Source organism: Amycolatopsis sp. lyj-109, assembly GCF_046548995.1.
Lineage (GTDB): Bacteria > Actinomycetota > Actinomycetes > Mycobacteriales > Pseudonocardiaceae > Amycolatopsis.
In genome coordinates, this window is sequence record NZ_JAJPWR010000021.1 from 127984 (window position 1) to 146118 (window position 18135).

Consider the following 18135-nt stretch of genomic DNA (forward strand, 5'->3'; position numbering starts at 1 on the left):
CTCCCATCGTTCAGCCGCGGTTCCCCCGTTTCAGCGGGCTCTCCGGTGGACTACCCATCGCCACGAAGTCTTACCCCTTGTGCTTCGTGGGATTGTGCTTCGTGGGATGTGTCGCTACAGTGGAGGTGCTCCTCGCGGATGTCGGCCCCTCGGCCGCCCGGAGGCAGCTTCCCGGAACCAGGCCAGTCGGCCTCTTCCTTCTTCCCGGCCTCGCCGTCCGTGCGCAGGCCCATCGTCACCTCTGGAGAAACCCATGTCTTTTCACGGAATCCTCGACCTGTCCGGCAAAACCCCGTTCGTCCGGCCCGGCTACCGGCCCACGCCCGACGACGTCGCCATCCCGCTTTCCCTGGTACGTAAGCACAACCTGCGTCCTGGCGACGAAATCGCCGGTACCACGGAGAAGATCACCAGCGTCAACGACCGCGACCCGCACGAACCGCGCCCGCGTTTCGCCGACCTCGTGCCGGTGCACCCGGACCGCCGGCTGCTGCTCGAAACCACCCCGACGCGGCTGCTGCCGCGCGTCATCGACCTCGTCACCCCGCTCGGCCGGGGGCAGCGCGCTCTGGTCGTTTCACCGCCGAAAGCCGGGAAAACCACGGTGCTGCAGGAAATCGGCCACGGGCTGTCGGTCAACCACCCCGACTGCCGGCTGCTGGTCCTGCTCGCCGACGAACGACCGGAAGAGGTCACCGAGCTGAGCCGCACCGTGCGCGGCGAGGTGATCGCGTCCACTTTCGACCGTCCGCCCGCCGAGCACGTGGCGGTGGCGGAACTCGCCGTCGAGCGCGCGAAACGCTTGGTGGAGCACGGCGAAGACGTCGTCCTGCTGCTCGACTCGCTGACCCGGCTCGGCCGCGCGTACAACCTTTCGGCCCGCCCGTCCGGCCGCACGCTGTCGGGCGGCGTCGACGCGGCCGCGGTGCAGCCGATGAAGCGCATCCTCGGCGCCGCCCGGAACATCGAGGGCGGCGGCTCGCTCACGATCATCGCGTCGGCACTGGTGGAAACCGGTTCCCTGGCGGACACGGTGTTCTTCGAGGAGCTGAAGAGCACCGGCAACGCCGAGCTCAAGCTCGATCGCAAGACGGCCGAGCGACGCATCTTCCCGGCGGTCGACGTGGCGGCCTCCGGCACCCGGCGTGAGGAACTGCTGGTCACCCCGGGTGAACTGGCGGCCATGCGCGAGGTCCGGCGGGCGTTGCCGGGGCCGCACGCGATCGAGCAGCTGCTGGAGCAGCTCCGCAAGACCGGTTCCAACGCCGAGTTCCTGTTCCGCGTCACGGGCGCAGCGCTGCCGGAAGCCGCCTGAACGCTCAGCTTTCGCGACGCGCCCGTAGCTCACCGATCACTTTCGCTCCGACACCGCGGGCCTCTTCGGGACTGTCCGGCGGTTCGCCCTCGCCGGGGCGGTAGAGCCGGTCTTCGGCACGGCCGGGATCCGGGGTGCCGGGCCGCGCGATCTCGGGTTGCTGTTCGTTCGGCTGGGACATGCCCAGGAGATACCCGGTCCGCGAGCCTTCATTCGTCGAGGCGGCTGTCTGCGGTCGAGGGAGGGCGCCGCGCGGCGGCGGAGCGGGGATGTGACCGCCGAACTGCCCGGTGGATCCCCGCTCGCGGTGAAGCCTCACGTGCCGCGGCCGGTCGTCTTCTGCAGGGCGTCGATCCGCTCGGACGCCTCCGCCTTCGTCAGGCCGTCCGGCACCTCTTCGCCGGCTTCCTGCGCGAGCGTCTGCAGGTACGACTTCTGCGGCCCGGTCATCGGCTCGTCGCCGGTGGTCCAGTCGCTCGGGTCCTTCTCCGGGTTCGGTTCCACCTGGTCGGTCATGTCAACTCCAATCGAACATTTGTTCGCCTGCGTTCGACTGTAGCGCAGGGGTCCGACAGTCGCCGGTCACGTGCCGGCCGGGGGCGTGCTCGGGCCGCCCGCCTCGTGGCCCGGTCGCCCGTGCGTCCGGCGGTCGTCCTTCATCTGCTGTTCGTGCAGGTGGCGGCGCCCTCCGGTGAGCGAAGTGAGCAGCTCACGCTCAAGGTCGCGGCACGCCTTGTAGTAGCCGTCGTCGTACTCCTCGACGACCTGGAAAGTCCACCGATCGGGTACTACGTTGAGCCCGATGAGCTCTTCGGAGATCCGCCGTGCCCACTCGCCGTGGCCGGCCTTTTCGAGCTGCTCCACGGCCTCGCCGAGGGCCAGGTCCGCGCTCCCGGTCAGCTGGTGGAAGGAGTAGAGGTGCCCGCGGGCGCGCTCGATCGTCTCGAGCGCCTCGGTCACCTTGCCGACGGCTTCGACGGTGGCGGCGTCAGGGTTCTCGTCCATGCGCGAAAAGTGCCCCGTTCCGCGATTTCTACACTTCGCGGGAACGGGGCACTGTCCGAACGTCAGGCCGTGGGGCGCGTGGCTCCCGCGTACTCGCTCATCAGCGGCGAGATCTTGACGACGTCGCCGCTCGTCGGCGCGTGCACCATCTTGCCGTTGCCGATGTACATCCCGATGTGGGACACGGGGGAGTAGTAGGCGACCAGGTCGCCCGGCTGAAGCTGGTCGCGCGACACCGAAGCGCCGAAGCCCGCCTGTGCCGCGGAGTTCCGCGGCAGGGTGATGCCGGCCTGCTTGTACGCCCACTGCATCAGGCCGGAGCAGTCGAACGTGCTCGGCCCGGTGGCGCCCCAGACGTAGGCGCTGCCGAGCTTGCTGAGCGCCGCGTTGACCGCGGCCTGTGCCGCCGCGGTGGGCGCCTTGACGTTCGGCGCCGCACCGCCGGTGTCCTTCTGAGCGGCCTTGTCCGCGGTGCTGAGGCTCCGGCTCTGCGCCTCGATCTGGTCGATCTGGCCCTGCAGGTCCTTCTTCTTGGCCTCGATGTCCGAAGCCAGCTTCGCCGCCGCGTCCCGGGCGTCCTGCGCCCGTTTCGCCGCGTCGGCGGCCGACTTCTCGGCCGCCGTGGCCTTGGCCGCCGCGCCGCCGAGGTTGGCCATCGCGGCGTTCTTGTCGGTCGCGATGACCTCGAGCGCCGCCGAGCGGTCCAGGAAGTCCTGCGTGGACGTCCCGGCCAGCAGCGCCGACAGCTTGTTCATCTGGACGCCGCCGGTGAACGAGGCGCCGGCGAACTTGTCCACTTCGGACTGGTACTGCCGCTTGGCCTCGATGGCCTGGGCGCCGGCGTTCTTCGCGGCCTCGACGTCGGCGCTGGCCTTGTCGAGCTGGCCCTGCTTCGCGGTCAGGTCGTCCTGGGCGCGGAGCAGGTCCTCGTTGAGCTTTTCCGCCTGCGCCGCGAGGTCGCGGTACTTGGCGAGGGCGTCCGACCCGGCGGGGGGCGCCTGGAGGACGGGGACGGGGGCGGCGATGGCCACCGGCTGGGCCATGGTGACGAGGGTGATCACCGAGGCCGCGGCGAGGGCACCTGACACCACGCGCTTGACGGGATGCGAACGCATTCTCGCGCGGGTCTCCTTTGCTGATCGGCCGCCGGCGGGGACCGGGACGGCGAGCGGGGGTCTCGCCCGTGCCCAGGGCGCGCTCGACCGCAACAGGAAGAGCCCGCGGTGGGGTCCGGCACCCGACAGGGGGTATCGGCGGCGATCTCGCGTCGCCGTCGGGGGACGACCGGGGGCCGCGAGATCTCAAACAGGTTACGAAACGAGCACGGAAGAGTCCAGGGCGGGGGCACGGAAACTCTCCGTGACGGTGATTGGTACGGCTGGACCAGTGGGAATGCGTCCGAATGTGGCTGGGATTACATGCCGTGACGATCACCTAGGCCCTACCCCCGTACCGTATCGACGGCGGCTCGGGCGTCACAAACGGCCCGGGCTGGGCGGATCCGGTTTGTACGTCCCTTGTATCCGGTTGCGTGATCCTCATGGCCGTAGAGATTCCGAACCCATGGAGGACAAGGATGTTCACGAAGGCCGCCGTACTCACGGCGCTCACCGCCGCCACGTTCGCCGTGGCCGCACCGGCTCAGGCCGAGACTGCGGCCACGACGGTGCTGCCCGGTGCGAACATGGAGGCCGTGCTGAAGGCGGCCCAGATCGACCCGCGCCGCGCCGACGACACCCTGACCCCGGGCGCCCACGACAGCGTCCTGCTCGTCGAGCAGGCGCTGCAGGCGAAGGGGCTGCTGGACAGCCAGTACGTCGACGGCTACTTCGGCACCACCACGATCACGGCGTACTCGCAGTACCAGAAGTCGCTGGGCTACACCGGTCTCGACGCTTCCGGCCTGCCGGGCAAGACCTCGCTGGAGAAGCTGGGCGAAGGCCGGTACACGGTCACGAACCCGATTTCCGCGGGCAGCCAGGTGACCTACCACGGCAAGACCCTCAACACCCGCACCAAGGCGATGCTCGTTGCGGCGGAAGGAAAAGCGGGCTTCCAGGTCACCCTGACCCAGGGCTCGTACAACGCCGGTGGCGTCGACGCTTCGGCCGGGACGCACGACGGCGGCGGCGCGATGGACATCTCGGTGTCCGGTATGTCGTCGACCAACCGCACCACCCTGCTGAAGGCGCTGCGCAACGTCGGGTTCGCGGCGTGGTACCGCACGCCCGCGCAGGGCTTCGACTACCACATCCACGCGATGGCGGTCTCCGACCCGGACCTGTCGTCGGGTGCGCAGCACCAGACCGGTGACTACTACCTGGGCATGAACGGCCTCGCCGGCCGCGGCTCCGACGACGGGCCGCAGGTCACGAAGGTCACCTGGGAGGAGTACCAGCGCGGCTGATGCCGGGTGTGCGCCCGGCCGTGGTGGCACGGCCGGGCGCACCGGTGGTTTGATCGAAGGACCAACGATGTGGGGGTGTTCCGATGCCGCAGAAGGCGTTCCGGTTCGGCGTGGTCGCGGGCGCGACCGGGGGCGGAGCGCAGTGGCTCGCGACCGCTCGCCGCGCCGAAGAGCTCGGCTATGCGACGCTGCTGTGCCCGGACAACGTGAACATGCCGACGCCGACCGCGGCCCTCGCCGCGGCCGCCGCAGCGACGACCGAACTGCGGGTCGGCTCGTTCGTGCTGGCCAGTCCGCTGCGCACCGCACGGGCGGCGGCCTGGGAGGCGCACAGCCTGACCGTCGTCACGGGCGGCCGGTTCGAGCTCGGCCTCGGCACCGGACGGCCGGAAATGCGGCAGCAGGCCGAAGAACTCGGGCTGCCGTACGGTTCGGGGCAGGACCGGCTCGACTCGATTTCCGAGACGATCGACCACGTCCGGCGGCTCGACGGCGACGGGCACACGCCGGTGATGATTGCCGCCGGCGGGCCGAAGGTGCGCCGCCTCGCCGGGCTCAAGGCCGACATCGTCACGATGGCCGGCGGTGTCCTGACCACCCGGGAAGAAATGACCGGGCACGTCGGGGAAGTCCGTTCGGCGGCCGGTGACCGCGACATCGAGTTCGCGATGAACATCTGGGTCGTCGGCACCGAGGTACCGCCGTGGATCCGCGGCTTCATCGGCGTCGACGCCGAGACGCTCATCGAGCACGACTCCCTCGGCCTGCTCCGCGGCGACGTCGACGACATGGTGGCGGAGCTCGAACGCCGTCGCGAGGAGCAGGGCGTGTCCTACTTCAGCGTCAACGGCGCGTTCCTCGAGGAGTTCGCCCCGGTGGTGGCGCGGCTGTCGGGGAAGTGAGCGTGGCGGGGTCGGTGTTGGCGCCGCAGAGCAGAACGGCGACCCGCTCTCCCGGCGCGGGCCGGTAGGCGCCGGAGAGCAGGGCGGCGAACGCGGTCGCCCCGCCGGGTTCGACGGCCAGGCGGTAGCGGTCCCACAGCGCCGCCCGCGCGTCGGCGATCGCGGCGTCGGCCACCAGCACCGAGCCGGCGTCCGTGCGGGTGGCGACCGCGAAGGCGATGTCGCCGAGCCTGGTCGCGCCGAGCGAGTCGACGGCGACGCCGGAGACGTCGACCGGGACCGGCTCACCGGCGGCCAGTGCCGAGTGCAGCGTCGGGATCGTGCGCGGTTCGACGCCGACCACGCGCGCCCGGCCCTCGACCGCGGCGGCGACGCCGGCCAGCAGCCCGCCGCCGCCGACCGCGACGAGGATCGTGTCCAGGTCGCCCGCCTGGTCCAGCAGTTCGAGGCCGAGGGTGCCCTGTCCGGCACAGATGTCGGGCTGGTCGTAGGCGTGGCAGAAGAGTTCGCCCGAGTCCGCCGCGTGCTTGACGGCCGCGTCGTAGGCGTCGGCGTACTTCTCGCCGGCCAGTTCGACGGCCGCACCGAGCTGCCGCAGTTTCACGACCTTCACCGCGGGCGCGGTCGCCGGGACGTAGACCCGTGCCGGGAGACCGAATTCCCGGGCGGCGTAGGCGACGGCCAGACCGGCGTTGCCGCCCGACGCGGCCACGACGCCGGCTTGCTCGCCCGCGGCGATGATCCGGTTGAAGGCGCCGCGGGCCTTGAACGACCCGGTGTGCTGCAACTGCTCCAGCTTGAGCCACACGCCTTCGTCCGCGGCGAGCACCGGAGTCCGGCGGATCCGGCCCTCGATGCGCGCGGCCGCCTGTTCCACATCCGCAGTGCTGATCATGGGCTCCAGCATGCGCGCGGGCCACCGTAAGCACCAGCGACGTCTCCTATGCTGGAGTTAGCAGAACTTACGGCTGGAGGCTTCCGTGCTCGACGCCCACCGCCTGGCCGTGCTGGCCGAAGTAGCGCACGCCGGCTCGATCGCCGCGGCCGCGCAACGGCTTTCCTTCACCCCGTCCGCCGTCTCGCAGCAGCTGGCCAAGCTGGAGCGCGACGTCGGTGCCCGCCTGCTGGACCGCCACGCCCGTGGCGTCACGCTCACGCCGGTCGGGGAGGCGCTGCTCGTCCACGCCGAGGCGATCGTCGGGGAGCTGCGCACCGCCGAGCGGACGGTCCGGGCGCTGCTCGACGAGGAACTCACGGTCGGCACGTTCGCGAGCGCGGGCATGACCCTGGTGCCCGCCGCGCTGGCCGGCTTCCGCCGCGACCACCCCGGCGTGGCGCTGCGGCTGCTGGACCTCGAGCCGCCGGACGGGTACGGCCTGGTCAGCTCCCGCGAGCTCGACCTGCTGATCACCCACCGCTATCCCGGCGCACCGCTGCCCGACCCGCGCGGTCTGCAGCGGTCGCTGCTGCGTTCGGAGCGGTTCCGGCTGATCCTGCCGAAGGGGCACGCGAAGGCCCGCACCCGCCGGCTCACCCTGCGGGCGCTGGCCGCGGAGGACTGGATCTCCGGCGGCCCGGGCGTACCCAACCGGGCGTGTCTGGAGCAGCTGGCCGAGGCCGCCGGCGTCCGGCTGCGCGTGGCGTACGAAACCCGGGACTACCAGGTGATCGTGGCGCTGGTGGAGGCCGGGCTGGGCATCGCGTTCGTGCCGGAGACCGTGCTGGAGCGAGTGGGCGCGGACCGGGTCGAAGTCCGCGACGCGGTGGACGCCCGGCCGGTGCGGGAGATCTTCCTGGTGCACCACCGGCGTCCGGGCCGGCTGGTGACCGAGATGGTGGCCCGGCTCAGCCGGTGACCCGGCCCACCGGACGGCCCGCGCTTTCGAACCTCGCCGAGGCGGCCCGTAGCGCGTCCAGGCACGCCCGCACCGCCCCGCGGTCCTCTTCGCCCGCCCGGCAGACCGCGTGGATCGTGCGGCTCAACGCCGGCCGCGTGGTGAGGATCCGCACCCCCTCGGGCAGCCGGTCGCGGGCCAGCCGAGGCACCAGCGCCGCGCCGATGTTGCCCGCCACCAGGGCCAGCTGGGTCGGGTAGCCGCCGACCGTGCAGCTGATCCGCGGCTCCAGCCGCTGGTTGCGCAGCACCTGCACCAGCCACTCGTAGCACCCGGACCCGGCGCTCCAGCCGATCCACGGCAGGTCGTCCACTTCGGACAGGTCGACCGCCTTGCGGTGGGCCAGCCGATGGCCGGCCGGCAGGGCGAGGTCCGCGACGTCGGAGAACAACGCGATCCGCGTCGTCGACGGCGGGATCACCGTCGGCCGGTCTTCCCAGCTCTCCAGCACCCCGACGTCGAGATCGCCGGCCAGCACGCGGGGCAGCGTCTGCTCGGCCTCGCCCTCGTGCAGCGTCACCGCCAGCCGCGGGTGCTGTGCCGCGAGGGTGGCCAGCGCCGGCGGCAGCAGCGCGTGGACCGTCGTCGGGATCGCGCCGATCCGCAGCGGGCCGATGACGTCCTCGCGCAGCAGCTCCAGGTCCGCCTTCGCCTCGGCGACCTGCGCGAGGATCCGCTCCGCGTGCCCGGCCAGCACCTGGCCCGCCTTCGTCAGCCGCACGCCGCGGCCGCGCGGCTCCAGCAGCCGCTGCCCGGCTTCCCGTTCGAGCTTCGCCAGCTGCTGCGACACCCCGGACGGCGTCACGTGCAAGGACTCGGCCGCCGCGGCGACCGAGCCGTAGGTCGCAACCGCGTGCAGCGCCCGCATCCGCTCCAGTCCGAACACGGTAGCGATGCTACCGAATTCACCGCAGAAACATTCGCTTGTCCTTGACAGTTACCGTCCGCACGCTGGAGGCGTGCTCACGACCGCCAGTCGCCCCGCCCCGACGTTCACCGACCGCTTCGACCCGCGGCTGCTCGCCGCGCTCGGCAGCTTCTGCATCTCGTTGTCGTCGGTCTTCATCAAGGTTTCGCACGTCAGCGGCAGCACGAGCGCGTTCTGGCGCTGCCTGCTCGCCCTGCCCGTACTGCTCCTGCTGGCCGGGCGCGAACGGCGGAAGGCCGGCCCGGCGCCGCGCCGTCGCGTGCTCCTCCCGCTGCTGGCCGGGACCGGTCTCGGCCTGGACTTCGTGCTCTGGGGCGAAGCGATCCCGCGGGTCGGCGCCGGCATCGCGACCGTGCTCCTCGCCGTCCAGGTGGTGATCGTGCCGCTGCTGGCGTTCGCGTTCCTGGCCGAGCGGCCGTCGAAGCGATTCCTCGTCGCGGTGCCCGTGCTGCTCGCCGGGATCGTGCTGGCCGGCGGGTTCGCCGGCACCGGGTCCTTCGGCCCGGACCCGGCCACCGGCGCCGTCGCGGCGCTGCTGGCCGGCGCCGGGTACGCCGGCTACCTCTTCCTGATCCGGCTCAGCGGCGGCACCGGCACGCAGGCGCACTCGCTGGTGCTCGCCACGGTCTCGGCCGGCGTGGTCGCGGTCGTGCTCGGCGTCCCGACCGGGACGCTCGACCTCACGCCGGGCTTGCCCGCGTTCGGCTGGCTGGTCGCGCTCGCCGTCATCGGCCAGCTGGCGGGCTGGCTGCTCATCTCCGCCGCGCTGCCCCGGATGTCCGCCACCACCGGCGCGACGCTGATGCTGCTGCAGCCGGTCGGCGCGGTGCTGCTCGGCATCGGCCTGCTCGGGGAGACGCCCGGGTGGGCGCAGCTGATCGGGTGCGCGGGGGTCGTCGCCGCGGTCTGCTTCGCCGGGGGCGGACGATCTGCGCGCGAGGGCCGTCCCGGCTAACGTCGCGGGCATGCGGGTGCTGGTGGCCGGGGCGTCGGGGTTCGTCGGCAGCCGGTTGTGCCCGGAGCTCGAGGCAGCCGGGCACGAGGTGCTCGCGATGACCCGCCACCCCGCGAAGTACCGCGGCGCCGGGACAGCCGTCCGCGGCGACGTCGCCGACGTCGGCTCGCTGCGGGACGCGCTCAAGGGCGCCGAAGCCGCGTACTACCTCGTGCATTCACTCGACAGTGCGGACTTCAAGCGCCGCGACGCCGACGCCGCGCGCGCGTTCGCCCGGGCGGCCGAGGGTGCGTGCCTGCGCCGGATCGTCTACCTCGGCGGGCTCGGCGACGACGACGATGCGCTGTCCGAACACCTGGCCAGCCGGCGCGAGGTCGAGCGGTTGCTGGGGGAGACCGGTGTGCCGGTGACGGTGCTGCGCGCGGGGATCGTGATCGGCCACGGCGGCACGTCGTGGGAGCTGACGAGGCAGCTGGTCGAGCACCTGCCGGCGATGGTGACGCCGCGCTGGGTGAGGACCCGCACGCAGCCGATCGCGGTCGCCGACGTCGTCCGGTACCTCGTCGGCGTCCTCGACCACCCGGAGGCCGCGGGCCGGGCGTTCGACATCGGCGGTCCCGAAGTGCTGGCCTACCGCGACATGCTGCAGCGGGTGGCAGCGATCGAGGGCCGGCCGTTGCTGATCGTGCCGGTGCCGCTGCTCTCCCCGCGCCTGTCGTCGTTCTGGTTGTCGCTGGTCACGGACATCGACGTCACGACCGGGCGGGCCCTGATCGACTCGATGACCAACGAGGTAGTGGTCCGGGACGACACCATCCGCCGGATCGTCGAGTTCGAGCCGATGGGCTACGACGAGGCCGTCCTGCAAGCGTTGGGCGAGCGCGCGAAGAGCCGGCGGACGGCGTGAAGCCGTTCCTCGCCGCGGTGACCGCCGCCGGATCCGGCCTGCTCGGCGCGTCGTTGGCCAGTCGCCCCGGATCCCGCCGCTTCCACGTGCTCACGGCGTCGGTCGCGGCGACCTGGCTCGCCGGAGCCCAGGCGGCCGGACCGGTGCACCGCGGTCGCCACGACGTCGTCCGGCCCGTCGCGGCGGGCGTGGGCGCGTTCGGCGTGTTCTACGGGTGCGCGCTGGTGGCCCGGCGCATCCCGCCGTTGCGCCGGGCGATCACCGGAGTGCTGGACCACGCCCGCCGCGGCTCGACAGCCTCGGTGGCGGCGACGACGTTGCTCACGGGAGCGGCGGAGGAGGTGTTCTTCCGCGGCGCGCTGTACGACGCGGCGGGAGCACGGGTTTCCACCGCGGTGTACGTGCTTTCGACGACGGCGACCCGGAACCCGGCGCTGGTGCTGGCATCGGCGGTGATGGGCACGGTGTTCGCGTGGCAGCGCGGCCGGTCGGGCGGGGTGCAGGCGCCGCTGCTGACGCACGTGGTCTGGTCGGCGCTGATGCTCGCCTTCATGCCGCGCCTCTTTTCGCCGGAGGACAGTCCGCCTCGGTGACGACGTGGTGACGGGGGCTCCTGCGAGCCCGGAACCCGTAGCCCGCGGCACCGCAGAGCACACTGGCGGCAGCGGACGACAGGCCGGACGCGGCCACGCCCACGGCGAGCGCGCCGATGAGCACCACCGCGATACCCGCGGCGACGCAGAGCAGCTTGCGCATGTCCTTCGATCGTGCCCGGGAGCTCATCACCCACTTCAGGAAGGCGAACAGGTCGGTGGAGCTCGTGGTGCCGGTTCTGGTGCTCGAGGAGTTCATGGCTACAGAAGACCGTGCCGGACCCGTGTTCCCCAGCGATGCGAACGAAGCCGGAACGATGCGAACGAGAGGGGACAGTCCGGAACGGAACGCGTAACACCCCGGCGCGCCGGCGCGACCGGTTGATGTGGTCTTATCCCCGTCATCCAGCCTGTTCGGCGATCTGGTCCCGGGCCAGGCGAACAGCGTCGCCGACTTCGCCGGCTTGCTGCGGCAGGTCAGATCACGCTCGGGGATGACCTACGACGAGCTGGCCAGGTCGTCGTCGAACCGGCCGAAGTCGCTGGCCAAATCGACCATGACCGACCTGTTCAACGGGACCCGGTTGCCGCGCGAGCACCAGCTGGTGACGATCCTGCTCGCGTGCGGGTTGCCCAGCGACGCTCTCGAGCCGTGGCAGCGAGCCCGGGCACGGCTGGAAACCCCGCAGGAGCTCGATCTGGTCGTCGTCCGGAACGACTTCGACGACGTCTCCCGTGACCTGGGCGACCGCCTCGTCGAGGCGCGCCAGGAAGTGTCCGACCTGCGGCGGCGGGAGCAGGACCTGGCGGCGCGGCTGGCCCGCGAGGAGACCAAGTGCCGGCAGCTGGAGGCCGACCTGGAGCGGTTGCGCGCCGGCCGGACAGCCGCCGGAGCGGTGGTCTCGCCGGGCGATGTCCGGCGCGAGCAGGACCTGCACGTCCTGCACGACCGCGAACGCGAGCACATCGAGAACATGAAAGCCGAGCTGGCCGAGATCAACGAGGCCAGACGCCAGGCCGAAGAGCAGGTCGAGCTCGTCGCCGCCGAGTCGAAGGACAGCCGGCAGCAGCTGGGCCGCGTCGTCGACTTCATGGAGCTGCACTTCACCCGGGCCGAATACGAGCGCCGCCGGCGGGAGAAGCTCGAAAGTCAGCTGGAGGACGCTCAGCGGCGGATAGCGCAGCTGCAGCGGGTCCTGGCCCTGTACCAAGAGCCCCTCTGACGCCGGACGTCGCCCGACCTCAGCAGGGTGGCGTCTCCCGGCAGGCTTCCACGCCCGTCTTGCTCGTCGCCTGCTGCAAAAGCGTGTAGAGCGTCTCGCGCTGATCGTCGCTCAGCCCGCTGAACACCTCGTCCTCGACCGCTGTCAAGGCGAATTCTGCGCGCGCCAGCAGCTTCGCGCCCACATCCGTCAGCTCGACCAGGTGCCGGCGGCGGTCCACGGGTGACCGGCGCCGCTCGATCAGGTTCTCGGTCTCCAGCTCGTTGAGCAGGGTCACCACGTTCGTGCTGTCCATCTCCAGCGTCTTCGCCAGGTGCTGTTGCGAGCTGCCGCCGCCATCGCGCAGCACCGTGAGGGTGATCAGGTGACGCGGCCGGAGGCCGAGCGGGGCCAGCACCGATTCGCTGCGCAGCCGAAGCCGGCGCGCGAGGTGGTCGACCAGCGCGCCGCAGCGGTGCGGGGGCTGGTTGACGACCGGGAGCTGGGTCATGCGCCCAGTATATGGGCAACCCAATGGTCGATGTGGTATCAATAGTTTGTCTTACACCAACGATCTATGGGCGGCTAACGACATGGCTCATCTCCTGCACATCGACTCGAGCATCCAGGGCGAGGCCTCGGTGAGCCGCCGGCTCAGCGCGCGGGCCGCGGCGGCGTGGCGCTCCGCGCACCCGGACGGCACGGTCACCTACCGCGACCTGGGCGCGCACCCCCTCCCGCACCTCGACGCGGCGGGCGCGCTGGCCGACCGGACGCCGGCCGAGGAGCACACGCCGGAGCAGGCGGCGGCCTGGGCGCGGACCCTCGAGATCGTCGGCGAGGTGAAGGCGGCCGACACCGTCCTGCTGGGCCTGCCGCTGTACAACTTCGGGCCGCCGAGCAGCGTCAAGACCTGGGTCGACCACCTCATCGCCCCGGGGCTCTCGGTCGACACCGAGACCTACGCCGGCCTGCTCGGCGGCCGCGAGTTCGTCGTGCTGGCCAGCCGGGGCGGCGGCTACGGCGAAGGCACGCCCCGCGAAGGCTGGGACCACGCCCAGCAGTGGCTGCCCCACGGCGTCTCCCTCACCGGGCTGGAGCCGCGCTTCATCACGGCGGAGCTGACGCTGGCGCCGGTGCGCCCGGCGATGGCCGACCTCGTCCCGCTCGCCGAGGAGAGCCTCGCGGCGGCGGAACGTGCCATCGACGAACTGTGGGTTGCGGCCCGGGTCTGACCGGCACCAGGCGCCCGGCCGCGGCGGAGTGCGCGCGGCCGGCGCGCCGACCTCGCACCCGTGGCCCCGACGGCGGTCCCGACCGGCCAGGGCGGTAGCGTGCCGCGGCGGGCGGACTGACGCGGTGCGGCACGGGTCGCACCTGGGCGAGGAAGGTCGGGTTTGAGCGCGCACACCTCCCAGATGGACGACATCCGGCTCGTCGCGCAGCCCAGCGCACTGCCGGTCACCGAGCTGTTCGTCCGCCTGATTCTCACCGACTGGTCCCTGCTGCCGATGCTGGAGCAGGTGACCGCCACCGCGAAACGGCTGGTCGGAGCCGTGGTCGAAGCCGGAAACCCGAAGGCCCCCGCCTTCGTGACGGTGAGGCTGCGGCTACGGGCCGACGTGCTCTCGATCGAGGTGGACGACGACATCCCCGGCCGGCCGGACCCGCAGGCGCGGCCCGGCGAGCGGCTGGGCGTCGAGCCCGCCGAGGGCGGCGGCCGCACCACCTGGTGCGAACTGGCGCTGCCGGGCGGGATGAGCGCGCGGCAGGTGCGCCTGCCCCGGCGCCAGGACCGCCGGACGCTCGTCGACGAGCCCGTCTCCGGCGATCCGGTGGCCGCGGACCCCGAGGTCCTGGAACGGCTGCTGACCCGGCTGAGCGGCTGGTCCGGCCAGAGCTGAACGCTTTCCCTCGCGTATCCGTGCATCCAGGCAGGGGGCGACGTGGACGCGAGGAGGCAGCCGTCGTGCGGATCGTGATCGCGGAGGACGACGCCCTGCTGCGGGAGGGGCTGGTGCTGCTCCTGCGCAGCGAGGGGTTCGAGGTCACCGCCGCCGTCGACCACCCCGGCGACCTGGTGGCGTCGGTGGAGAGCGAGGAACCGGACCTGGCCGTCGTCGACGTCCGGATGCCGCCGACGTACACCGACGAAGGGCTGCAAGCCGCCCTCGAGGCCCGGCGCCGGGTCCCCGGTCTGGCGATCCTCGCGCTGTCGGCGTTCGTCGAAGACGGCTACGCGGGCGACCTCCTGGCCGCCGGCGGCGGGGGAGCGGGGTACCTGCTCAAGGAGCGCGTCGGCAGACCCGAGGAGTTCCTCGACGCGCTGCGGCGCGTCGCGGCCGGCGGCACCGTCCTGGACCGCGACGTGGTGGCGGTCCAGCTGTCCCGGCCCCGGCCCGGCGACCCCGTGGCGACGCTGACCGCCCGCGAGCGCGAGGTCGTGGCGTTGCTGGCCGAGGGCCATTCGGTGCCGACGATCGGACGGCTGCTCGGCATCGGCACCGCCGCGGCCCGGCAGCACGCCGGGGACGTCAGCACGAAGCTGCGCGTCTCCGACGGCGCCCAGGCGATGCTCAGCTACCTGCGGGCGTGAGGACTTCGGCCTGCCGCTCGCGGTACCGGGCCACGGCGGCCAGCTTGACGTCCTCGTAGCCGCGGACGAGATCGGGCAGCTCGGCCAGCGCCAGCGCCCGTGCCCGGTCCTCGGTGCGGAACGCCTGCAGGACCACGCTGCGGTAGTCCTCGATCAGCTCGCGCTCCACCCGCCGGACCTCGGCGCGGCCGAACGGGTCGAAGCGGGTCCCGCGCACCCGGCGCAGCGCGTGGAGCAGCCGGAACGCCGGGCGGAACCACGGGCCGAGGCTGATCTTGCGCTTCATCCCGAGCGCCCGCAGCACCGGCGGGTGCAGCCGGTAGGCGTACCGCGTGCCCGCGCCGAACTGCTCTTCGAGGCCGTCCGTGAACGCCGGGTCCAGCGACAGCCGGGCGACCTCGTACTCGTCCTTGTACGCCATCAGCTTGTACAGGTGCTTCGCGACGGCCTCGGTGATCTCGGTCGGCCCGCCCTCCAGCACCCGCACCCGCTCGACGAACTCCGCGTAGGCGCGGGCGTAGGCCTTGTCCTGGTAGGCGACCAGGTCGGGGATCCGGATGTCGAGCAGCCGCGCCAGCTCGGAACCGGGCTCGGCGTGCACCAGGGCCCGCGCGGCGCCGGGCTTGGTGGCCGTCACGGCCTTCGGGGCTTCCACCGCGGGCTCGGCCACGAGCAGGCGGCCGCGCCGGAACGCCTGCAGGTTCGCGGCGACCTGGGTGCCGTTCAGTTCGATGGCGCGTTCGATCACCGACGCGGGCAGCGGGATCGCGCCGGTCTGGTAGGCCGCGCCGAGCTGCAGCACGTTGGCGAACTGGTCGTCGTCGAAGAACTCCTCGGCCAGGCCGCGCGCGTCCAGCGAAACCGTGCGCGACGCGGCGGTTTCGATGGGCGCGAGCACGCTGCCGGCGTCCGGGAAGGACACCGTCGTGTCGACGACCATCCGGCCGGTCGGGACCTCGGTGGTGGAGACGACGGCGGTCGTGCGGGCCGGATCGGCGACCCCGAGGTTCGCCGCGTCCGCCCCGACCAGCGCGTCGCAGGCGAGGTAGAGGTCGCACTCGCCGGCGGCGAGCTTCGGGGCCTGTTCGACGAGTTCCGCCGTCACCTTGAGGTCGGAGACGACCGCGCCGCCCTTCTGCGCGAGCCCGGTCTGGTCGAGCGTGCGGACGTGCCGTCCGTCGAGCACCGCGGCGGTGGCGAGGATCTGCGTCACGGTGACCACACCGGTGCCGCCGATCCCGGTGATCCGCACGGTGAAGTCCTTCGCGGCGGTCTCCGGCGCCGCCGGGACGGCGTCGGCGGCGAGCTCGGCGGCCTTCCGGCGCTGCTTCCGGCCGGACGGCACCACGGTGACGAACGACGGGCAGTCCCCGGCGAGGCAGGAGTAGTCGACGTTGCACGACGACTGGTGGATCGCGGTCTTGCGGCCGAACTCGGTCGCCACCGGCTGCACGGACAGGCAGTTCGACTTGGTGCCGCAGTCGCCGCAGCCTTCGCAGACGCGTTCGTTGACGACCACGCGCGTCGCGGGGGCGGTCTGCTTGCCGCGCCGGCGCTTCCGGCGCTTTTCGGCCGCGCACTCCTGCTCGTGGATCAGCACGGTGACGCCCTTGATCGCAGCCAGTTCCTCTTGCGTGCGCAGGAGTTCGGTGCGGTCGCGGACCTCGACGCCGGGCGGCAGCCGCCGGTGTTTCGCCGGTGCGTCGCTGGTGATCACGACCCGCTTCGCGCCCTCGACGAGCAGCAGCTGGGCGACCTTCTCGACGGGCAGCGCGCCGACCGCGTCCTGGCCGCCGGTCATCGCCACGGCGGAGTTGTAGAGCAGCTTGTAGGTGATGTTCACGCCGGCCGCGACCGCCGCGCGCACGGCGAGGCTGCCGGAGTGGGTGAACGTGCCGTCGCCGATGTTCTGGACGAAGTGCTCCGCCTCGACGAACGGCGCCATGCCGATCCACTGGGTGCCTTCGCCGCCCATCTGCGTCACGCCCAGGACGGTGCCGACCTGGTCGGGCTCCATGAACAAGGCCATGGTGTGGCAGCCGATGCCGCCGCCGACGAGGGTGCCTTCCGGGACCTTCGTCGACGAGTTGTGCGGGCAGCCCGAGCAGAAATACGGCGTGCGAGCGAGCAGCGGGACGGCGATGCGCTCGCGGCGCCGGCGTCCCCGGTAGGCCTCGACCGACGGGATGTCCTCGGGTAGCCGGCGGGCCAGCCCGGCCGCGACGCCGTCCGGGTCCAGCTCGCCCAGTTCGGTGAACAGCGTGCGGCCGTCGAGGTCCTTCTTGCCGGTGATCCTCGGCGCGCCGGGGAGGCCGTAGAGGATCTCTTTGAGCGCGGTCTCGACGAAGGCGCGCTTCTCCTCGACGACGATGATCTCGTCGAGGCCGTCCGCGAACTCGCGGACGATCGCGGGCTCGAGGGGGTGGATCGCGCCGAGCTTGAGGATGCGGATGCCGTGCTTCTCCTGCGCCTGGGTGTCGAGGCCGAGGGTGCGCAGCGCCTGCTGGACGTCCAGATAGGACTTGCCGGCGGACACGATGCCGATCCGGTCGGCCCGCCCGCGTTGCGTGATTCGGTTGATCTCGCTCGCGCGCAGGTACTCCGTGACCAGGGGCAGCCGGACGGTGAACAAGCTGCGCTCCAGCTCGGCGAGGCTGGTGCCGAGCAGCCGTGACGTCGGCCGGTGCCGGTAGGCCTTGGCGATCTTCGGGGCGCTCCACTGCGGACTGACGGTCGCCGTGCCGGACGCGTCGGCGACGTTGGCGACGACCTTCAGCGACGTCCACACCCCGGCCGCGCGCGACAGCTCGACCGCGTGCATGCCGAGCTCGAGGACGTCCTGGGAATCGGTGGGGTAGAGGATCGGAATGGCCAGGTCGGCGAGGGCGAGCTCGGACGCGCAGGGAACGGTGGAGGACTTCGCGTTGGGATCGTCCCCGACGAGCGCGACCGCGCCGCCGCGCGGATCGGTGCCGGCCAGGTTGGCGTGGCGGAGAGCGTCGGAGGCGCGGTCGAGCCCGGGCGCCTTGCCGTACCAGAAACCGGTGACGCCCCGCTGCCCGCCGGCCCCGGCGACGAGCTGGCTGCCCATGACCGACGTCGCGGCCAGCTCTTCGTTGAGGCCGGGCCGGTGCACGACGTCGTGCTTCTCCAGCAGCGTCGCGCGGCGGCCGAGCTCGAGGTCGTAGCCGGCCAGCGGCGAGCCCTCGTAGCCCGAGACGAAGACGGCGGGGTCGCCGCCGCGGGCACGGTCGTGGCGGACGCGGTCGAACAGCAGCCGGACCAGGGCCTGCACCCCGGTCAGGTGCACGGTCCCCGCTTCCCGCAGGTAGCGGTCCTCCAGCGTGAACGTCTCCACGGCGCGGCTCCCTTCGCCTCGGTGCGCTTCGGGGCAGACTGCGACGTGGGCCACAGCGACGCAACAGGCATG

20 protein-coding genes are annotated in these 18135 nt (G+C 72.2%); 11 read left to right on the top strand and 9 right to left on the bottom strand.

Going from position 1 to position 18135, the window contains the following annotated elements; all coding sequences use genetic code 11:
* Positions 1 to 253: 253 nt before the first annotated feature.
* Complete coding sequence (gene rho / locus ACLJQF_RS36750; protein ID WP_410614878.1) at positions 254 to 1315, top strand: transcription termination factor Rho; 1062 nt, start codon at positions 254 to 256, stop codon at positions 1313 to 1315.
* 4 nt (positions 1316 to 1319) lie between these two features.
* Here rho and ACLJQF_RS36755 read toward each other — a convergent pair whose 3' ends face one another.
* From ACLJQF_RS36755 to ACLJQF_RS36770, 4 genes are all read right to left on the bottom strand, one after another.
* The gene (locus tag ACLJQF_RS36755; RefSeq protein WP_410614879.1) at positions 1320 to 1496 is read right to left on the bottom strand and encodes a hypothetical protein; all 177 of its coding nucleotides are present in this window, start codon (positions 1494 to 1496) and stop codon (positions 1320 to 1322) included.
* Between the two features lie 134 nt (positions 1497 to 1630).
* Positions 1631 to 1831: a DUF3072 domain-containing protein gene (locus ACLJQF_RS36760; protein ID WP_410614880.1), complete on the bottom strand. Its 201-nt coding sequence runs from the start codon at positions 1829 to 1831 to the stop codon at positions 1631 to 1633.
* A 66-nt stretch (positions 1832 to 1897) separates the two neighbouring features.
* Positions 1898 to 2320, bottom strand: a complete 423-nt coding sequence (locus ACLJQF_RS36765) for a hypothetical protein (protein WP_410614881.1) — start codon at positions 2318 to 2320, stop codon at positions 1898 to 1900.
* A gap of 62 nt (positions 2321 to 2382) precedes the next feature.
* Positions 2383 to 3435, bottom strand: coding sequence for an NlpC/P60 family protein (locus tag ACLJQF_RS36770; protein WP_410614882.1), 1053 nt, complete (start codon positions 3433 to 3435; stop codon positions 2383 to 2385).
* A gap of 461 nt (positions 3436 to 3896) precedes the next feature.
* On the opposite strand from ACLJQF_RS36770, the gene ACLJQF_RS36775 reads away from it, so the two are divergent.
* Positions 3897 to 4727 (top strand): peptidoglycan-binding domain-containing protein, encoded by an 831-nt coding sequence (locus ACLJQF_RS36775; RefSeq protein ID WP_410614883.1) that lies wholly within the window; start codon positions 3897 to 3899, stop codon positions 4725 to 4727.
* Between the two features lie 83 nt (positions 4728 to 4810).
* Entirely contained in the window at positions 4811 to 5629 is an 819-nt protein-coding gene (locus ACLJQF_RS36780; RefSeq protein WP_410614884.1) for an LLM class flavin-dependent oxidoreductase, read from the top strand.
* On the opposite strand, the gene ACLJQF_RS36785 is transcribed toward ACLJQF_RS36780, so the two are convergent.
* Entirely contained in the window at positions 5571 to 6524 is a 954-nt protein-coding gene (locus tag ACLJQF_RS36785) for a threonine/serine dehydratase (protein WP_410614885.1), read from the bottom strand. The two genes, ACLJQF_RS36780 and ACLJQF_RS36785, sit on opposite strands and share 59 nt — an antisense overlap.
* 85 nt (positions 6525 to 6609) lie before the next feature.
* Between ACLJQF_RS36785 and ACLJQF_RS36790 the strand changes: the two genes are divergently transcribed.
* A complete protein-coding gene (locus tag ACLJQF_RS36790) occupies positions 6610 to 7485 on the top strand; it encodes a LysR substrate-binding domain-containing protein (protein ID WP_410614886.1) in 876 nt (291 codons plus the stop codon).
* Here the strand turns inward: ACLJQF_RS36790 and ACLJQF_RS36795 are convergent.
* On the bottom strand, positions 7475 to 8410 hold the full coding sequence (locus tag ACLJQF_RS36795) for a LysR family transcriptional regulator (RefSeq protein WP_410614887.1): 936 nt from the start codon (positions 8408 to 8410) through the stop codon (positions 7475 to 7477). The genes ACLJQF_RS36790 and ACLJQF_RS36795 overlap by 11 nt on opposite strands.
* A 73-nt stretch (positions 8411 to 8483) precedes the next feature.
* Here ACLJQF_RS36795 and ACLJQF_RS36800 point away from each other — a divergent pair, with 73 nt between their 5' ends.
* The 3 genes from ACLJQF_RS36800 to ACLJQF_RS36810 are packed head-to-tail and all read left to right on the top strand — an operon-like array spanning position 8484 to position 10907.
* The gene (locus ACLJQF_RS36800; protein WP_410614888.1) at positions 8484 to 9407 is read left to right on the top strand and encodes a DMT family transporter; all 924 of its coding nucleotides are present in this window, start codon (positions 8484 to 8486) and stop codon (positions 9405 to 9407) included.
* Positions 9408 to 9417: 10 nt separating this feature from the next.
* Entirely contained in the window at positions 9418 to 10314 is an 897-nt protein-coding gene (locus ACLJQF_RS36805; RefSeq protein WP_410614889.1) for an NAD(P)H-binding protein, read from the top strand.
* Positions 10311 to 10907, top strand: a complete 597-nt coding sequence (locus ACLJQF_RS36810; protein ID WP_410614890.1) for a CPBP family intramembrane glutamic endopeptidase — start codon at positions 10311 to 10313, stop codon at positions 10905 to 10907. Before ACLJQF_RS36805 ends, ACLJQF_RS36810 begins: the two co-directional genes overlap by 4 nt.
* On the opposite strand, the gene ACLJQF_RS36815 is transcribed toward ACLJQF_RS36810, so the two are convergent.
* Entirely contained in the window at positions 10864 to 11166 is a 303-nt protein-coding gene (locus ACLJQF_RS36815) for a hypothetical protein (protein WP_410614891.1), read from the bottom strand. The two genes, ACLJQF_RS36810 and ACLJQF_RS36815, sit on opposite strands and share 44 nt — an antisense overlap.
* A 127-nt stretch (positions 11167 to 11293) precedes the next feature.
* On the opposite strand from ACLJQF_RS36815, the gene ACLJQF_RS36820 reads away from it, so the two are divergent.
* Entirely contained in the window at positions 11294 to 12130 is an 837-nt protein-coding gene (locus ACLJQF_RS36820) for a helix-turn-helix domain-containing protein (protein WP_410614892.1), read from the top strand.
* A 19-nt stretch (positions 12131 to 12149) separates the two neighbouring features.
* Here ACLJQF_RS36820 and ACLJQF_RS36825 read toward each other — a convergent pair whose 3' ends face one another.
* A complete protein-coding gene (locus ACLJQF_RS36825) occupies positions 12150 to 12620 on the bottom strand; it encodes a MarR family winged helix-turn-helix transcriptional regulator (RefSeq protein ID WP_410614893.1) in 471 nt (156 codons plus the stop codon).
* 82 nt (positions 12621 to 12702) lie between these two features.
* Here ACLJQF_RS36825 and ACLJQF_RS36830 point away from each other — a divergent pair, with 82 nt between their 5' ends.
* From ACLJQF_RS36830 to ACLJQF_RS36840, 3 genes are all read left to right on the top strand, one after another.
* Entirely contained in the window at positions 12703 to 13344 is a 642-nt protein-coding gene (locus tag ACLJQF_RS36830) for an FMN-dependent NADH-azoreductase (RefSeq protein WP_410614894.1), read from the top strand.
* A 162-nt stretch (positions 13345 to 13506) separates the two neighbouring features.
* Positions 13507 to 14013, top strand: coding sequence for an ATP-binding protein (locus tag ACLJQF_RS36835; protein ID WP_410614895.1), 507 nt, complete (start codon positions 13507 to 13509; stop codon positions 14011 to 14013).
* A gap of 65 nt (positions 14014 to 14078) precedes the next feature.
* On the top strand, positions 14079 to 14705 hold the full coding sequence (locus ACLJQF_RS36840) for a response regulator (RefSeq protein ID WP_410614896.1): 627 nt from the start codon (positions 14079 to 14081) through the stop codon (positions 14703 to 14705).
* Here the strand turns inward: ACLJQF_RS36840 and ACLJQF_RS36845 are convergent.
* Positions 14686 to 18063: an indolepyruvate ferredoxin oxidoreductase family protein gene (locus tag ACLJQF_RS36845; protein WP_410614897.1), complete on the bottom strand. Its 3378-nt coding sequence runs from the start codon at positions 18061 to 18063 to the stop codon at positions 14686 to 14688. The genes ACLJQF_RS36840 and ACLJQF_RS36845 overlap by 20 nt on opposite strands.
* Between the last annotated feature and the right edge of the window lie 72 nt (positions 18064 to 18135).